The organism is Ferrovum sp. PN-J185 (assembly GCF_001581925.1).
Taxonomy (GTDB): domain Bacteria; phylum Pseudomonadota; class Gammaproteobacteria; order Burkholderiales; family Ferrovaceae; genus PN-J185.
The window spans coordinates 834,922-851,668 of the sequence record NZ_LQZA01000001.1 but is presented as its reverse complement, the minus strand read 5'-3'; the positions used below and the strand labels follow the sequence as shown (position 1 = coordinate 851,668).

Genomic DNA, 16,747 nt, shown 5'->3' with positions numbered 1-16,747 from the left:
CGGCGGGTGATTTTTATAGGTAACTGTTTTTCATGAATACAACCAATCAACAAACCTCTACAACTGAAAGTTTTGCTAGCTTGTTTGAGGAAAGCTTATCCCATCAAGAAATGCGCATAGGTGAAGTAATCACCGCAGAAGTAGTTGGTATTGACGGTAACTTTGTAATTGTAAACGCTGGGTTGAAATCAGAGAGTTTAATTCCCATAGAAGAATTTAAAGATGATCGTGGTGAACTGGAAGCACAAGTTGGTGACTTCGTAAAAGTAGCTATTGATACTCTTGAAGATGGTTATGGTTCAACCAAACTATCTCGTGAAAAGGCTAAACGTTTAGCTGCCTGGCTTGATTTAGATGATGCGATGACCAAAGGCACACTTGTTACTGGTGTTGTAAGTGGTAAGGTTAAAGGCGGCTTAACAGTAATGGTTAACGGTATTCGTGCATTCTTACCAGGATCATTGGTGGATGTACGTCCAATTAAAGATACTTCACCTTATGAAGGTAAAGAGATGGAGTTTAAAGTTATTAAACTCGATCGTAAACGTAATAACGTTGTTGTATCACGTCGTGCAGTTATGGAAGCATCACAAGGTGCAGACCGTGAGAACCTATTAGAAAACTTGAAAGAAGGTTCTATCGTAAAAGGTGTAGTTAAAAATATAACTGATTACGGTGCATTCGTTGACTTGGGTGGTATAGATGGTCTGTTACACATTACGGACTTAGCATGGAGACGAGTAAAACATCCATCTGAAGTATTAAATGTGGGTGATGAAGTTGAAGCGAAGGTATTAAAATACGATCAAGATAAAAACCGTGTTTCATTAGGTCTTAAGCAGTTAGGTGATGATCCTTGGGTTGGTCTTGCACGTCGCTACCCAGAAAAAACCCGTTTATTTGGTAAGGTAACCAACCTCACAGACTACGGTGCATTCGTTGAGATTGAACCAGGTATTGAAGGATTAGTGCACGTTTCTGAAATGGATTGGACTAATAAAAATGTACATCCATCAAAAGTTGTTCAACTAGGCGATGAAGTTGAAGTAATGATTCTTGAGATAGATGAAGAACGTCGTCGTATTTCATTGGGCATGAAACAATGTCGTCCTAATCCATGGGAAGAGTTTGCTGCAACCCATAATAAGAATGATCATGTTAAAGGCCAAATTAAATCAATTACTGATTTCGGTGTCTTTATAGGTTTACCAGGTGGCATTGATGGTCTAGTTCATTTGTCTGATTTGTCTTGGAGCCAGACTGGTGAAGAGGCAGTACACAATTACAAGAAAGGTGATGAAGTTGAAGCCATTATTCTTGCAATTGATGTGGAAAGAGAACGAATTTCTTTAGGCATTAAACAGCTTTCTGGAGATCCTTTCACCAACTTTACTGCAGTTAATGATAAAGGTGCCATTGTAAAAGGTACTGTTAAATCGATAGATAGTAAAGGTGCGGTCATTGATTTAGGTGATGACATCGAAGGTTACTTACGTGCCTCAGAGATTTCACGTGATCGAGTTGAGGATGTTAAAGCTCACTTTAATGAAGGCGATGCGGTGGAAGCTGTTATTCTTAATGTTGATCGCAAAAATAGAACTATTAATTTGTCGATCAAAGCCAAAGATGCAGTTGAAGAGAGCGCCGCAATGCAACGAGTTACAGCTGATAATCCTGCTAATGCAGGTACTACAAGCTTAGGCGCGTTGTTGAAAGCTAAACTTGAAAACCAATCCTCTGAAGGTTAATCTTTAAATGACTAAATCAGAATTAATTGATCTGTTGTCTCTTAAATATAGCCAGTTGGTATCTAAAGATACAGAATTGGCTGTAAAAACAATACTGGATGCCATGAGTCAATCATTGGTATCCGGGGAGCGGATCGAAATTCGAGGGTTTGGAAGTTTTGGGTTGAACCATCGACCCCCTCGTCAAGGTAGGAATCCTAAAACTGGTGAAAAAGTGTTGGTTCCTGAAAAACATGTACCACACTTTAAACCAGGAAAGGAACTACGTGATCGAGTGGATTTTCCTAAGAGTAATACTCTGTCTACGGACTAAATTAAAAACGGGTGTTAAACACCCGTTTTTAATTTAAAATGTAGAAAAATAGGGAATATATAATGTTTTACTTAAAATGGATTATACGAATTCTTGTGTTTATTTTGCTGTTAGGCTTTGCTATTAAAAATGTAGAGCCGGTGACAGTGAAATATTTTCTAAATTATCAGTGGCAAGGCCCCTTGATCGTCTTTTTGCTGGTGTTTTTTATCTCAGGTGTTGTCGTTGGCTTATTAGTTGCCATGGGGAGTTTATTTAAACAACGTCGAGAATTACAACGATTAAGACGTGAACTCAATCAGTTAGAAAAGGTTAATGAGTTAACTAGTCAACCCAAACCCATTCGTGACATATCAACTGCCGCTCACATTGATGCTGTTTAAATAAAATATAGTAAATTATTATGGATTTTCAGGCTTATTGGTTATTAGTTATTCCTGTATTTTTTGGTTTAGGCTGGCTTGCTGCTCGTGTTGATATTAGACATCTATTAACTGAATCCCGAGCATTACCTGCTTCTTACTTTAAAGGATTAAATTTTCTTTTAAACGAGCAAACAGATAAGGCTATCGAGTCATTTATTGAAGTTGCTCAGACAGATCAACAAACGGTTGAATTACAGTTTGCATTGGGTGGCTTATTTCGTCGACGTGGCGAAGTTGACCGTGCAACTAGAATGCATCAAAGCTTATTAGAACGCACAGATTTATCTGCAGAGCAAAAGTCTCAAGCGCTATATGAGTTAGCTCAGGATTATCTTAAGGCAGGTCTTTTAGATCGAGCAGAATCATTATTCTTAGATCTAAAAAAAGTAATCAGTTTTTCAGAGGTTGCTACTCGATCACTATTAGACATTTATGTTACAGAAAAAGAGTGGAATAAAGCAATTGAGATTACTAAGGAACTAGAATCGATTGGTACTGAAATTGGTAGTAAAGAGATAGCAAACTTTTATTGCGAACTTGCAGTTATTGAGCACAGTAGATCTAATTTTGATGCTGCTAAAGATCTTACCCAAAAAGCATTAACAGTAAATAAGAAATGTGTTAGAGCTAATATTTTACAGGGTCAGTGGGCTAGACAAAATGGACAGTTGGATGAGGCAGTTCATTTATGGCTATTGATAGAAAATCAATCACCAGATTATCTTTTTTTAATTGCTGACTCTTTTATTGACACTATGAAGCAGTTAAATCGCACAGATGAGTCAATCCAATTATTAAGAGGTTGGACTGAACGTTTTCCAACGCTTGATTTATTATCGGTGCTGTTTAAAACTATTCTAGAATGTCGTGGCCCAGAGGCAGCTTACCAAGTAATAAAAGATGAGTTTAAACGTAACCCCTCACTTGGTTCTCTTGATAAATATCTTGAAGCACAGCTGGTGGTGGTGTCACCCGAACAACGCTCAGATTTACAAATGATTAGAGATCTTGTTCATCAACATAACCAAAAGACATCCTATTATCAATGTACAAGTTGTGGCTTTAAAGCAAAAACTTATTTTTGGCATTGTCCAGCTTGCGGAGGATGGGATACTTATCCTCCTAAACGAAATAGTGATAGTGGCAACCAAGTTCAACCTAGATTAAGTATGTAAAACAATGACCTCCTTAGTTAATAAACCTATTATAGTTGCACTAGATTATGCCAACGAAAAAGACGCTTTAAATTTTGTCTCTCAATGTGATCCCAATTTATGTCGTTTAAAAGTAGGGAAAGAGCTGTTTACCAGTACAGGTCCGCAGTTAGTTAAAAAAATAATTGCACAAGGTTTTGATGTCTTTTTAGATCTTAAATTTCATGATATACCAAATACTGTGGCCTCTGCTTGTCGCGCTGCAGCAGATCTTGGAGTATGGATGTTAAATGTTCATGCATCTGGTGGTAAATCCATGATGGAAAAAGCACAACATGCACTTTCTGAGTATGGGAAAAATAAACCAAAACTTATTGCCGTGACAGTATTAACCAGTATGTCACAGCTAGATCTCGAACAAATAGGGATCAATTATTCCTTAGATCAGCACGTTTTACGTTTAGCCTCATTAACGCAATCTGCAGGACTTGATGGTGTGGTGTGTTCTGCTCAAGAAACTCGATTATTACGTTCTCAATTGGGCGATAATTTCTTGCTAGTTACACCTGGTATACGACTTGATTCAAATAAATCAGATGATCAAGTGCGTATTGTTACTCCGCAGAATGCTGTGGCCAATGGTTCAAATTATTTGGTTATAGGTAGGCCCATTACACAAAGTGCTGATCCTATAGCTACACTTTTATCGATAAATACTTCTTTACAGTTATTACAATCATGAAAATTTCAATTATAGGTACAGGGTATGTTGGTCTAGTTAGCGGTGCTTGTTTAGCAGATGTTGGTAATCATGTGTTATGTCTTGATTTAAATCCCGACAAAATTGCTATTCTTAAAAATGGTGGTATTCCAATATATGAACCCGGTCTAGAAGAAATGGTAAAAAGAAATGTGGCTGCAGGCCGACTACATTTCACAACTAATATCAATGAAAGTGTTGATTATGGTGAGGTTCAATTTATCGCAGTGGGGACTCCACCGGATGAAGACGGATCTGCAGACTTAAAACATGTTTTAGCTGCAGCTCGTAATATCGGGCAATATATGAATAGTGCAAAAGTAATTGTAGATAAATCTACCGTTCCCGTTGGTACAGCACTAAAAGTTCAGAATGTTATACAAGAAGAACTCAATAAACGACAACTATCAATACCATTTAGTGTTGTATCTAATCCTGAGTTTCTTAAAGAAGGGGCTGCTATTGAGGATTTTATGCGTCCTGACCGCATTGTGGTTGGAGCGGATGATACTCACGCTATAGAAGTAATGAGACATCTTTACGCACCATTCCAACGCAATCATGAACGCTTAATATTAATGGATGTTAAATCTGCTGAATTAACCAAATATGCTGCGAATGCCATGCTGGCAACACGTATTTCATTTATGAACGAACTTGCCTTACTGGCAGAAAGGTTAGGAGCTGATATTGAGAGAGTTAGACAAGGTATTGGTTCTGATCCACGTATTGGCTATCAATTTTTGTATCCTGGTTGTGGTTATGGTGGCTCATGTTTCCCCAAAGATGTAAAAGCATTAATGAAAACTGCTAATGAATGTGAGTTGGATTTAAAAATTTTAACTGCAGTTGAAGCGGTGAATGCACGACAAAAAACTGTTTTACTTGATAAAGTAACGCAAACATTTGGAACTAAACTAGCTGATAAACGATTTGCAGTTTGGGGCTTGGCTTTTAAACCAAATACAGATGATATGCGTGAAGCACCGTCAACAGTGATTATTGATGGTCTATTGAGTTTGGGAGCAAGTGTTGTGGCATACGATCCTGTGGCTATCAATGAAGCAAAACATATTTATAAAAATCAGCAAAATATATTCTTTAGTCAGTCTCCTGAAGATGCCTTAAACAATGCTGATGCACTACTAATACTTACTGAATGGAAAGAATTTAGAAGTCCAGACTTTTCCATGATTAAAAGCTTACTGAGACAACCCTATGTGTTTGATGGTCGTAACATTTATGATCCTCAACAAGTTAGATCAGCAGGATTACAATACTCAGGTATAGGAAGATTGTAATGTTAGACAGCCAACACATTAAAGATCGTTTTAAATCACCTCGAATATTAGTAGTGGGTGATGTAATGCTTGATCGCTATTGGTTTGGGGAGGTAAGCCGTATTTCTCCAGAGGCACCTGTACCTGTTGTGTTAGTTAATAAATCTGAAGAAAGACCTGGTGGAGCTGCCAATGTTGCACGGGGAGTTTCTGCACTCGGTGCTAATTGTATTCTTTTGTCTGTAACAGGTAATGATGAAGCGGGACAGCGTTTGGAGGAATTGTTAAAAGAGGATGGAGTACACACCCAACTTTATCGTGATGAACAAGTTGATACCACAGTAAAGTTACGTGTTATTGGACGACAACAACAGTTATTGAGAATTGATTTTGAAACCCAACCAAGCCATGAAATTCTATTAGCAAAACTTACTCAATTTTCAAATTTATTAGATAGTATAGATTTGGTTATCCTTTCTGATTATGGAAAGGGTGGATTAAAGCATATTGAAAATATGATTAGTCAATGTAATCAAAGGGGTATACCTGTTTTGGTTGATCCTAAGGGAGAGGACTATTATCGTTATCGTGGCGCCACTTTACTTACTCCTAATCGCTCAGAATTCAAACAAGTTGCAGGTTCTTGGAAAGATGATCGTGAATTAGCTAAAAAGGCACAAGAATTAAAAGACAAACTATCTTTGTCTGCTTTACTGGTAACTCGCTCTGAAGAAGGAATGACGTTATATCAAAATGATGAGGTATTTCATGAACCTACACGAGCGCAAGAAGTATATGACGTTTCCGGAGCAGGTGATACAGTTATAGCAACGCTTGGTGTAGCTATGGCTGCAGGGTATTCACTTAAAGATGCAGTAAAATTAGCTAATCTTGCTGCTGGCGTAGTAGTCGGTAAACTAGGCACAGCGGTTGTGAATACAGATGAATTGTGTCATGTTATTCCTAATTGAAAATTAAGGATTTGAAATGGTAATTATTGTCACGGGTGCGGCTGGATTAATTGGTTCAAATATTATTAAAACCCTTAATGAGAGTGGTTTTACTAATATTCTTGCTGTAGATAATTTAGAAAAAAAAGATAAGTTTTTTAACTTATCTGACTGTATCGTTGCAGATTATCTTGATAAAAGAGAGTTTATTCAATTAATTGAATCGGATTCGTTGGATAAAAACGTTCGTGCAATTCTTCATCAAGGTGCATGTTCAGATACCATGGAGCATAACGGCCGGTATATGATGGATAATAATTTTAGATATACAGTAAAATTGTTTCAGTACTGTCAGGACCATGAAATTCCTTTAGTGTATGCCTCATCTGCTGCAGTCTATGGTGGTAACACCACTTTTAAAGAGGATCCATCCTGTGAGTCACCTCTTAATGTGTACGGCTATTCTAAACTTGCTTTTGATCAATATTTCAGAAGTCATGTTCAAGAAACTGGGCTAACAGCTCCATGTGTTGGTTTACGCTACTTTAATGTATACGGTCCGCGTGAACAACATAAAGGACGTATGGCTTCAGTTGCCTATCATTTTTATAACCAGTATTTTGAAAATGGCTATATAAAGTTATTTGAAGGTTGTGATGGATATGATAATGGCGAGCAACGTCGTGATTTTATTTCCATTGAGGATGTTGTTAAAGTTAATCTTTGGTTCCTAGATCATCCTGAAGTTTCTGGTATTTTTAACGTCGGAACTGGTGTAAGCCGTACCTTTAATGATATGGCTGTTGCAACCTTAAATGCAATTAGAGCGACCAACGGAGAGGATGAAATCACTCTTGAAGAAATGCGTGAGAGAAATTTAATCCAGTACATTCCATTTCCTGAGGCTTTAACGGGTAAATATCAGAGTTTTACTGAAGCCAATATATCGAGTTTACGTGCAGCAGGTTATGCAGAGGATTTCTTAGATGTGAATGAAGGTGTAGCTCATTATGTAGCCATACGACGTGGTGCACTTATTAAAGAATAAAATGACAATTAAAACTATAGAACAATGTATTGGTGATACACCATTGGTGCCATTAAAGAAGTTACCGGGCCTTACTACAAACCTATTATTAGCAAAGCTTGAGGGTAATAATCCAGCCGGTTCTGTTAAAGACAGACCTGCGTTATCAATGATTTTAGGTGCCGAAAGTAGAGGTGAAATTAAACCTGGTGATACTTTAATTGAGGCGACTAGTGGAAATACCGGAATTGCATTAGCCTTAGCTGCATCAATACGCGGCTATAGAATGATTTTGATTATGCCAGAGCATCTTAGTATTGAGCGACGACAGACTATGAAAGCATTTGGGGCTGATATCATCCTCGTGTCAAAAGAAAGTGGTATGGAAGGCGCTAGGGATTTAGCTAACAAAATGATGGAGAATGGTGAGGGTAGAATACTCGATCAGTTTAATAATCCCGATAATCCACTTGCTCACTATAGAACTACTGGTCCTGAAATTTGGCATGCTACTCAAGGAAAAGTGACACATTTTGTTGCTACCATGGGTACTACAGGAACCATAATGGGTGTATCTCGATATCTTAAAGAGCGTAATCCAAATATTAAAATTATTGGTGTACATCCTGCTGAAGGCGCAAATGTTCCAGGTATTAGAAAATGGCCAAAAGAATATTTACCAAAAATTTATGATGACAGTTTAGTTGATCAAGTGCTTGAAGTATCTCAATCTGACGCTGAAGAAACAATGAGACAACTTGCTCAGCAAGAAGGTATATTTGCTGGCGTGTCCTCGGGAGGAGGTTGTTGGGCTGCATTACAAATTTCTAAAGCGGTATCAAACGCAACTATCGTACATATTGTATGCGATAGGGGAGATCGTTATCTTTCGACGGGTGTGTATCCTGCGTAATAAATGATCAAGAAAATAAAAAAGGGAGGATCAACAGATACCTCCCTTTTTTTATTTCTGAAATGACAAACGGTTAACCTAATAAATGGTTAATAGCTGTTCTTTCTTCCAATAGCTCATTATGTGTGGCTTTTACTTTTTCAATACTGAACTGACTTAACTCTAAGCCTTGAACAATTGAATAGTTACCATTGTGACAGGTAACTGGATAACCGAATATAACCCCTTCTGGAATGCCATAACTTCCATCAGATGGAATACCCATGGTAACCCAATCATTGGCAGGGGTACCCATTACCCAATCACGAATATGGTTAATTGCTGCATTGGCAGCTGACGCAGCAGATGACAAACCGCGCGCCTCAATAATAGCAGCTCCACGTTTCTGTACTGTTGGGATGAATGTATTTTCGACCCATGCCTGATCATTGATTAATGATGAAACTTGTTTACCATCAACATTCGCTTGGAATAAATCCGGATATTGGGTTGCGGAATGGTTTCCCCAAATCGTCATTTTTTTAACACTTGTTACAGGTACAGATAACTTACTGGCGATTTGTGAGAGTGCACGATTATGGTCAAGACGCATCATGGCAGAGAAGTTTTGTGGTGACAAATCAGGTGCATTCTTCATGGCAATTAACGCATTAGTATTAGCGGGATTGCCTACAACCAAGACTTTCACTTGACGACTAGCAACTTCAGATAAAGCACGTCCTTGTTCTGTAAAAATGGCGCCATTCATCTCTAATAAGTCTTTTCTTTCCATCCCTTTGGTACGTGGTCTGCTACCAACCAGTAATGCAATATCTACGTCTTTAAAAGCGACTCGGACATCGTCTGAAATACTGATACCGTGTAACAATGGAAATGCACAATCTTCAAGTTCCATGACCACACCCTTAACCACAGGTAATGATGGAGTAATATCAAAAAGTTGTAGAATGACAGGTTGGTCAGGCCCTAACATTTCTCCACTTGCAATGCGAAATAACAGGCTATACCCAATTTGTCCGCCTGATCCAGTTACAGCAACGCGTACAGGTTTTTTCATAAAACACTCCAGATTAAATGCTAATTCAACAATTCACGTAAAACATAAGGCAGAATACCACCATTTTTGTAGTAGTCTACCTCAATTGGCGTATCTATACGAAGTAATAATGGTACTTCTTGTGTTTGTCCATTAGCTCTACGAATAATTAATGTTATAGTTTGTTGAGGTTTTACACCGTCATCAATTCCTACCAAATCAAATGTTTCGCTACCATCTAGTTGTAATGATTGATGGGTAGTCTCTCCAATAAATTGACAAGGTAATACTCCCATTCCAACTAAATTGCTTCTGTGAATACGCTCAAAACTTCTAGCAATAACTGCCTTAACGCCCAAAAGCTGTGTTCCTTTAGCAGCCCAATCACGAGAAGAGCCTGTACCATATTCTTCACCAGCAAAAATCATGGTAGGTACTTTTTCTGCCTGATATTTCATTGCTGCGTCATAGATAGCCATTTGTTCACCGCTGGGTTGATGAACAGTAACTCCACCCTCTGAACCTGGAATCATAAGATTCTTAATTCTTACGTTAGCAAAAGTACCACGCATCATGACTTCATGATTACCTCTTCGTGAACCATAGCTGTTGAAGTCTCGTATTTCCACTCCATTTTCTTGTAAATATTTTCCAGCAGGAGAGGAGGGCTTAATTGAACCTGCAGGGCTGATATGGTCTGTTGTAATTGAATCACCAAAAATACCTAAAGCACGTGCATTTTTAATGGCTTGTATATGACCTGAGGTCATCGAAAAGTCTTTAAAAAATGGTGGCTCAGCGATATAAGTTGATTTTTCCCATTGATAGACCATACCTGTAGATGAAGGGATATTGTTCCACAATGGATTATCTTTAGTGAAATCTGCGTAAAGTTTTCTATATGTATTAGCATCAGTAGCGTAACGCATGACCTCAGCTACTTCCTGCTGTGTAGGCCATATATCTTTTAAGTAAACAGGTTGACCATTTTTACCATGACCAATGGGCTCTGTAGTCATATCAATATTTACACGACCGGCTATGGCAAAAGCCACAACTAGTGGAGGGCTCATTAAAAAGTTAGCTTTAATATTGGGGTGAATACGTGCTTCAAAGTTCCTGTTACCGGATAGTACCGCGCAACCAACTAGATCGTTTTTAACGATGGTATCTTCAATATCCCCATCTAATGGACCCGCGTTTCCAATACAGGTAGTACATCCATAACCAACCAATTTAAAACCTAATTGATCAAGCGAATCTTGTAGTCCTGCGTTATTTAAATATTCCGTCACAACACGAGATCCTGGTGCTAGTGAAGTTTTAACCCATGGGTTAACGCTTAAACCTAGTTGAACTGCTTTTTTAGCTAGTATTCCAGCTGCAAGAAGTACTCCTGGGTTAGAGGTGTTGGTGCATGAGGTAATTGCTGCAATTAGTACGTCGGCATCTTTAAGTGGAATGTGTTTATTTACACTATGGAACACTTTTTCTGTGCTGTGTTCTTCTTTTCCATAACCACCTTCTTTTACAGTAGTGGTAAGTAATTGATTGATTTTTTCTTTTAATCCTTTCAGGATAATTCGATCTTGTGGACGTTTTGGTCCGGCAACTGAGGGTTCAATTGTTGATAAATCAAGTTCTAATTGTTGACTGTAATCACATTGTCCTTTTTGGGGTATACCAAACATATTTTGTGCTTTCCAATAGTTGACGAAAGCATCAATTTCCTCCTCAGTTCTACCCGTATTTTTAAAATAGGCAACAGTCTCTTCATCAACTGGGAAAAATCCCATTGTTGCACCATATTCAGGTGCCATATTGGCTATAGTTGCCCTGTCAGGCAGTGAGAGTGAAGTGGCGCCATCACCAAAAAATTCAACAAATTTACCAACAACTTTTGCTTTACGAAGCATTTCTGTAATAGTTAAGACTAAATCTGTTGCGGTAACACCTTCTTTTAACTTTCCAGTTAGATTTACACCCACAACATCTGGAGTGAGAAAATAAACGGGTTGCCCAAGCATTCCAGCCTCAGCCTCAATACCGCCAACCCCCCATCCTACAACACCAATACCGTTAATCATGGTTGTGTGTGAGTCGGTACCGACTAATGTATCTGGATAGAAAACCTGATCTTTTTTAATGACCCCACGTGCAAGGTATTCTAGATTTACTTGATGAACAATACCAATTCCAGGTGGAACGACTTGAAAGGTATCAAATGCTTGCATACCCCATTTCATGAATTTATAACGTTCAGAATTACGTTCAAATTCAAGCTGCATATTGTCTTGTATAGCAGTATTTGTATTGTAATGATCAACTTGTACGGAATGATCGACTACTAGATTAACCGGGACAAGTGGTTCAATAGCTTTAGGATTTTTTCCTTGGTTTACTGCAACGTTTCTCATCGCAGCCAAATCTGCTAATAAGGGAACTCCTGTGAAATCTTGTAAAACCACACGAGCTACAACGAAAGGGATTTCTTCAGTTCTTGACTCAGTCGGTTGCCAATTAGCAAGAGTTCTTACATGCTCTTCGGTTATTCGCTTGCCGTCAACATTACGGAGAACTGCTTCTAAAACAATACGAATTGAAACAGGTAAACGATTGATATTGTTAAAGCCTGCATCAGCTAGGGCAGGAATAGAATAAAATTTTCCAATGCCTTGTTTTACTGGGAATTCTTTGAGTGTATTAAATGTGTTATGTAACATGGGATACTCCATTGACAACATTATTAAATGACAAAAAGGTCAACAAATTCATTAACCGGGGTTTGTTCTAGTTTTTCCTGATCGAGCGCGATATTTAGGATTGTTTGTTGTTGCTTTTGTGGAAAACGACGCGCTAGATTTACTTTAAATTTTTGCTCAAGTAGAGGAATACCTTCTGCACGTCGACGACGATGGCCAACAGGATATTCAACTTCTACGTTATTTGATTTTGATCCATCTTTAAAGAAAATTTGTATAGCATTAGCAATCGATCTTTTTTCAGGATCCAAATAATCTTTACTATATTGACTATTTTCAACACACTCCATTTTAGCGCGTAACTCGTCAATGCGTGGATCTTGTGCTCGCGAGTCTTCATAGTCAGCTGCGGTGAGTTGACCGAAAATCAAACCGATAGCAGTCATGTATTGAATACAGTGGTCTCTATCGGCCGGATTATTAAGGGGGCCTTTTTTATCAATTATACGAATAGCTGATTCATGAGTGGTGATGACAATTTTTTCTACATCATGTAAACGATCCTTGATTTGAGGATGCAGTTTTAATGCACACTCCACAGCAGTTTGCGCATGAAACTCTGCTGGAAATGATATTTTAAATAATACATTTTCCATAACATAACTACCGTATGGTCGTTGAAATTCAAAAGCATTGCCTTTAAATAACACATCATAAAACCCCCAAGTTTTAGCTGTCAGTACAGAGGGGTAACCCATTTCACCTTTTTGTGCCATGAGTGCTAATCTTACAGCACGACTGGTAGCGTCACCTGCAGCCCAAGATTTTCTAGAGCCTGTATTGGGGGCATGTCTATATGTTCTTAAGCTTTGGCCATCTACCCATGCTAAAGACACTGCATTAATGATTTCGTCTCTACTAAGACCTAAGAGTTTTGCTACAACAGCAGTTGAAGCAACTTTTACTAATACAACATGATCAAGTCCGACGCGATTAAAGCTATTTTCAAGTGCCAGGATCCCTTGTATTTCATGCGCTTTAATCATTGCATCCAGGACTGTACGCATAGTTAATGGTGCTTTGCCAGTAGCGACATTGTTTCTGGATAACCAATCTGCAACGGCTAAGATGCCTCCTAGATTATCTGACGGGTGACCCCATTCGGCTGCAAGCCATGTGTCATTAAAATCTAACCAGCGGATCATACAGCCAATATTAAACGCAGCGTGAACAGGATCTAATTGGAATTGTGTCCCTGGTACTTTTGCGCCATTGGGAACAATGGTCCCCGGTACAATTGGCCCCATTAATTTAGTACATGCAGGATAAGAGAGAGCCTCTAATCCACAACCTAATGTGTCAATAAGACAGTTTCTTGCTGTAACAAGTGCCTCATCCGAAGAAATAATAAATTGATCTACGTAATTGGCAATATCTACGAGTACTTGGTCAGGTGCGGGACGTTCATTTGAAATGTGTGCTGACATAATTGCTTTTCCTAAATATTAACGAAGATCAATTGGGGTAAAAGTTTTGGGTTCTGGGCCAGTATAATTTGCACTTGGTCTGATAATTTTATTGTCAATCCGTTGTTCTATAACATGAGCGGACCAGCCGGCAGTTCTTGCTATGACAAATATAGGTGTGAACATGGGGGTGGGAATACCCATCATGTGGTAACTTGATGCACTATACCAATCCAGGTTCGGGAACATCTTTTTCTCGGACCACATCACATTTTCAATGGTTTCAGAAATATCAAATAAAGTGAGATAGCCTGCTTCTTTACAAAGAGTTCTTGAAATTTCTTTAATAATTTGATTTCGTGGATCTGAGATTGTATAAACTGGATGGCCAAATCCGATAATAATTTCTTTATTCGCAATACGTTGCTTAATATCTTGTTCTGCTTGATCGGCGCTGTGATAGCGTCGAATAATATCCATAGCAACTTCATTTGCGCCACCATGTTTCGGACCTCTTAAAGTACCAATACCTGATGTAATTGATGAGTACATATCCGACAATGTTCCGGCAGTTACTCTAGCAGCGAAAGTGGACGCATTGAACTCATGTTCTGCATAAAGAATAAGTGATGTGTCTAAGGCTTTAACATGAGAATTACTTGGTTTTAATCCATGTAGCAAATGTAGAAAATGTCCGGCGATTGTCTCATCATCTGTTTCCACATCAATTTGACGCCCGTGATGTGAAAAGTGATACCAATAAAGCAACATTGAACCAAATGAAGCCATTAGTTTATCGGCAATATCCCGTGCTCCTGTAATATTGTGATCTTCTTTTTCAGGTAGCAGTGTTCCTAATACGGATGCACCTGTTCTAAGAACATCCATTGGATGAGCGGCGGCGGGGATTTGTTCTAAAACAATTTGTAATTGAGCAGGGATACCTCGTAATGCTTTTAGTTTTTTTCTGTATTGTTTTAATTCTGCTTGCGAGGGGAGATGATCATGTATTAACAAATGTGCTACTTCTTCAAACGTAGCATGTTTGGCTAAATCAAGAATATCAAAGCCACGATAATGAAGGTCGTTACCGCTTCTTCCAACTGTACAAATAGCTGTGTTACCTGCAACAACTCCTGATAGTGCAACAGATTTTTTAGGTTTACCTGTAGTATTGTTATTATCAGCACTCATTATTTCTCCTCCTCCTTCGAAAACAACTCATCTAATTTTTGTTCATATGAATGATAATTTAGAAAATCGTACAATTCAGCTCGTGTTTGCATTATGTCGATAACGTTTTTTTGCGTACCATCGCGTCGTATAGCTTCATATACAGTAAGTGCAGCCTTATTCATCGCTCTGTAAGCTCCGCAACAATAAAGAACAATATCTACGCCTACAGTTTTGAGTTCGGTGGTGGTATACATAGGGGTTGCACCAAATTCTGTAATATTAGCTAAAATAGGTTTGTTTATTTTAGTTTTGAATACCTGATACATAGACAATTCAGAAATAGCTTCTGGAAACAACATGTCTGCTCCAGCTTCTATACAAGCTTGTGCTCTCTCAAGTGCTGAATTGATCCCTTCAACAGCCAGTGCATCAGTACGTGCCATAATAACAAAGCTTTCATCTATTCTTGCATCGACAGCAGCCTTTATACGATCAACCATTTCACTAAGCGTTACAATAGCTTTATTGGGTCTATGTCCACAGCGCTTTGTTTGTACCTGATCTTCTATATGTAACCCCGCTGCACCAGCTTTAGTCATACTTTTAACGGTTCTAGCAATATTAAAAGCACCACCCCATCCAGTATCTGCATCCACTAATAAAGGTAGGGTCGTGGCATCTGTTATTCGTCTGATATCTGTTAATACATCCTCTAATGTGGAAATTCCCAAGTCAGGTAAGCCCAACGAATTTGCTGCTACACCACCACCAGATAAGTAGAGCGCTTTATAGCCAGTTTTTTCAGCCATTTTCGCAGTAAATGCATTAATTGCACCGACCATCTGTAATGGGCTTTCTGCTTTAACAGCCATACGTAAGTTCTTACCTGGGGTGATAATTTCCATGATTGGTCCTGTGAGAAAAAATGATGGATTTTTTTTAAACTTTATATTAATGTAATATAGTTTTCTATGTCAATTAATATATATCTTATATAAGATATATATTTTGCTAGTAAAGGCTACTCAAGCATGCTATATTAAAAAAGTAACAGAGGAGATGTTATGAATAGTCTAGTATCACCGAGTTATAGACCACTATACGATCAAATAAAAATACTCATTACACAAAGCTTAATAGCAGGGGAATGGAAACCAGGTGACGCCATACCTAGTGAAATGGATTTGGCTTCAAGATACAAAGTCAGTCAAGGCACAGTAAGAAAGGCTATTGATGAGCTTGCTGCTGAAAATATCCTTATTCGACGTCAAGGCAAAGGTACATACGTTGCCAGCCACACCACAGAGAGAGCTTCTACACGATTTTTAAGAATTAACCGTGACGATGGCCAAATTGAATATCCTGCCAGTCATTTCATATCTGTAACCAGAGAAAAGGCACCAGAAATTTCTGCCAATTTACTTGAACTTAGAGTTGGAGCTGGCATCTACTGTATCAAACGCTTGTTAATGTATCAAAATACACCGCAAATTTATGACGAACTTCATATCCCTGCCACTTACTTTAAGGGTTTGGATGAAAATATGGTGAAAAGTTATTCAGGCTCTTTGTATAGTTTTTTTGAAACGCGATTTGGGATTGCCATGATTCGGGCGGAAGAACATATTAAAGCCGTGTCCGCTACCCTTGAAGTAGCCAAGCTTTTGAACGTACCTGAGGGATATCCTTTACTTCAGGTTGATCGAGTAGCTTTCACATATGGCGACCGTCCAGTAGAATGGAGAAGGGGATTGTGTCATACCGACCAATTCTCTTATGTGACAGAAATGAGTTGAG

General features: G+C 38.5%; 15 protein-coding genes. 10 read left to right on the top strand and 5 right to left on the bottom strand.

Translation table 11 applies throughout. The annotated features are described in order from the left end of the window. Window positions 1–32: 32 nt before the first annotated feature. The 9 genes from rpsA (at window position 33) to cysM (ending at window position 8,570) form a co-directional block, all read left to right on the top strand. The gene (rpsA, locus tag FV185_RS04110; RefSeq protein WP_082787018.1) at window positions 33–1,748 is read left to right on the top strand and encodes a 30S ribosomal protein S1; all 1,716 of its coding nucleotides are present in this window, start codon (window positions 33–35) and stop codon (window positions 1,746–1,748) included. A gap of 7 nt (window positions 1,749–1,755) precedes the next feature. Further along, complete coding sequence (locus FV185_RS04105) at window positions 1,756–2,061, top strand: integration host factor subunit beta (protein WP_067493800.1); 306 nt, start codon at window positions 1,756–1,758, stop codon at window positions 2,059–2,061. Between the two features lie 62 nt (window positions 2,062–2,123). Then, window positions 2,124–2,444 (top strand): LapA family protein, encoded by a 321-nt coding sequence (locus tag FV185_RS04100; protein ID WP_067493798.1) that lies wholly within the window; start codon window positions 2,124–2,126, stop codon window positions 2,442–2,444. A gap of 20 nt (window positions 2,445–2,464) precedes the next feature. Further along, complete coding sequence (gene lapB, locus FV185_RS04095; RefSeq protein WP_067493796.1) at window positions 2,465–3,661, top strand: lipopolysaccharide assembly protein LapB; 1,197 nt, start codon at window positions 2,465–2,467, stop codon at window positions 3,659–3,661. A 4-nt stretch (window positions 3,662–3,665) separates the two neighbouring features. After that, window positions 3,666–4,382, top strand: coding sequence for an orotidine-5'-phosphate decarboxylase (pyrF, locus tag FV185_RS04090; protein WP_067493794.1), 717 nt, complete (start codon window positions 3,666–3,668; stop codon window positions 4,380–4,382). Then, complete coding sequence (locus FV185_RS04085) at window positions 4,379–5,701, top strand: UDP-glucose dehydrogenase family protein (protein WP_067493792.1); 1,323 nt, start codon at window positions 4,379–4,381, stop codon at window positions 5,699–5,701. The genes pyrF and FV185_RS04085 overlap by 4 nt, the downstream gene beginning before the upstream one ends. Continuing rightward, complete coding sequence (gene rfaE1 / locus FV185_RS04080) at window positions 5,701–6,651, top strand: D-glycero-beta-D-manno-heptose-7-phosphate kinase (RefSeq protein ID WP_067493790.1); 951 nt, start codon at window positions 5,701–5,703, stop codon at window positions 6,649–6,651. Before FV185_RS04085 ends, rfaE1 begins: the two co-directional genes overlap by 1 nt. A 16-nt stretch (window positions 6,652–6,667) precedes the next feature. Beyond that, a complete protein-coding gene (gene rfaD / locus FV185_RS04075; protein WP_067493788.1) occupies window positions 6,668–7,678 on the top strand; it encodes an ADP-glyceromanno-heptose 6-epimerase in 1,011 nt (336 codons plus the stop codon). A 1-nt stretch (window position 7,679) separates the two neighbouring features. Next, window positions 7,680–8,570 (top strand): cysteine synthase CysM, encoded by an 891-nt coding sequence (gene cysM, locus FV185_RS04070; RefSeq protein ID WP_067493786.1) that lies wholly within the window; start codon window positions 7,680–7,682, stop codon window positions 8,568–8,570. 73 nt (window positions 8,571–8,643) lie between these two features. Here cysM and FV185_RS04065 read toward each other — a convergent pair whose 3' ends face one another. Genes FV185_RS04065 through prpB form a run of 5 tightly spaced genes read right to left on the bottom strand, consistent with a single transcriptional unit; the run spans window position 8,644 to window position 15,855 of the window. After that, window positions 8,644–9,627 (bottom strand): malate dehydrogenase, encoded by a 984-nt coding sequence (locus FV185_RS04065; RefSeq protein WP_067493784.1) that lies wholly within the window; start codon window positions 9,625–9,627, stop codon window positions 8,644–8,646. 20 nt (window positions 9,628–9,647) lie between these two features. Continuing rightward, window positions 9,648–12,329, bottom strand: coding sequence for an aconitate hydratase AcnA (gene acnA / locus FV185_RS04060; protein ID WP_067493782.1), 2,682 nt, complete (start codon window positions 12,327–12,329; stop codon window positions 9,648–9,650). 23 nt (window positions 12,330–12,352) lie between these two features. Further along, complete coding sequence (locus tag FV185_RS04055; protein ID WP_067493780.1) at window positions 12,353–13,795, bottom strand: bifunctional 2-methylcitrate dehydratase/aconitate hydratase; 1,443 nt, start codon at window positions 13,793–13,795, stop codon at window positions 12,353–12,355. Window positions 13,796–13,813: 18 nt separating this feature from the next. After that, on the bottom strand, window positions 13,814–14,968 hold the full coding sequence (prpC, locus tag FV185_RS04050) for a bifunctional 2-methylcitrate synthase/citrate synthase (RefSeq protein ID WP_067493778.1): 1,155 nt from the start codon (window positions 14,966–14,968) through the stop codon (window positions 13,814–13,816). After that, entirely contained in the window at window positions 14,968–15,855 is an 888-nt protein-coding gene (gene prpB, locus FV185_RS04045; protein WP_197457743.1) for a methylisocitrate lyase, read from the bottom strand. The genes prpC and prpB overlap by 1 nt, the downstream gene beginning before the upstream one ends. 159 nt (window positions 15,856–16,014) lie before the next feature. On the opposite strand from prpB, the gene FV185_RS04040 reads away from it, so the two are divergent. Next, a complete protein-coding gene (locus FV185_RS04040; RefSeq protein ID WP_067493776.1) occupies window positions 16,015–16,746 on the top strand; it encodes a GntR family transcriptional regulator in 732 nt (243 codons plus the stop codon). Window position 16,747: the final 1 nt, after the last annotated feature.

Excerpts from the sequence above, each read along its gene's own strand:
- FV185_RS04040 (WP_067493776.1), top strand. The coding sequence starts at position 16,015 with ATGAATAGTCTAGTATCACCGAGTTATAGACCACTATACGATCAAATA.
- lapB (WP_067493796.1), top strand. The coding sequence starts at position 2,465 with ATGGATTTTCAGGCTTATTGGTTATTAGTTATTCCTGTATTTTTTGGT.
- FV185_RS04105 (WP_067493800.1), top strand. The coding sequence starts at position 1,756 with ATGACTAAATCAGAATTAATTGATCTGTTGTCTCTTAAATATAGCCAG.
- pyrF (WP_067493794.1), top strand. The coding sequence starts at position 3,666 with ATGACCTCCTTAGTTAATAAACCTATTATAGTTGCACTAGATTATGCC.
- acnA (WP_067493782.1), bottom strand. The coding sequence starts at position 12,329 with ATGTTACATAACACATTTAATACACTCAAAGAATTCCCAGTAAAACAA.
- cysM (WP_067493786.1), top strand. The coding sequence starts at position 7,680 with ATGACAATTAAAACTATAGAACAATGTATTGGTGATACACCATTGGTG.
- rfaD (WP_067493788.1), top strand. The coding sequence starts at position 6,668 with ATGGTAATTATTGTCACGGGTGCGGCTGGATTAATTGGTTCAAATATT.
- FV185_RS04085 (WP_067493792.1), top strand. The coding sequence starts at position 4,379 with ATGAAAATTTCAATTATAGGTACAGGGTATGTTGGTCTAGTTAGCGGT.
- prpB (WP_197457743.1), bottom strand. The coding sequence starts at position 15,855 with ATGGAAATTATCACCCCAGGTAAGAACTTACGTATGGCTGTTAAAGCA.
- rfaE1 (WP_067493790.1), top strand. The coding sequence starts at position 5,701 with ATGTTAGACAGCCAACACATTAAAGATCGTTTTAAATCACCTCGAATA.
- FV185_RS04100 (WP_067493798.1), top strand. The coding sequence starts at position 2,124 with ATGTTTTACTTAAAATGGATTATACGAATTCTTGTGTTTATTTTGCTG.
- rpsA (WP_082787018.1), top strand. The coding sequence starts at position 33 with ATGAATACAACCAATCAACAAACCTCTACAACTGAAAGTTTTGCTAGC.
- FV185_RS04065 (WP_067493784.1), bottom strand. The coding sequence starts at position 9,627 with ATGAAAAAACCTGTACGCGTTGCTGTAACTGGATCAGGCGGACAAATT.
- prpC (WP_067493778.1), bottom strand. The coding sequence starts at position 14,968 with ATGAGTGCTGATAATAACAATACTACAGGTAAACCTAAAAAATCTGTT.
- FV185_RS04055 (WP_067493780.1), bottom strand. The coding sequence starts at position 13,795 with ATGTCAGCACACATTTCAAATGAACGTCCCGCACCTGACCAAGTACTC.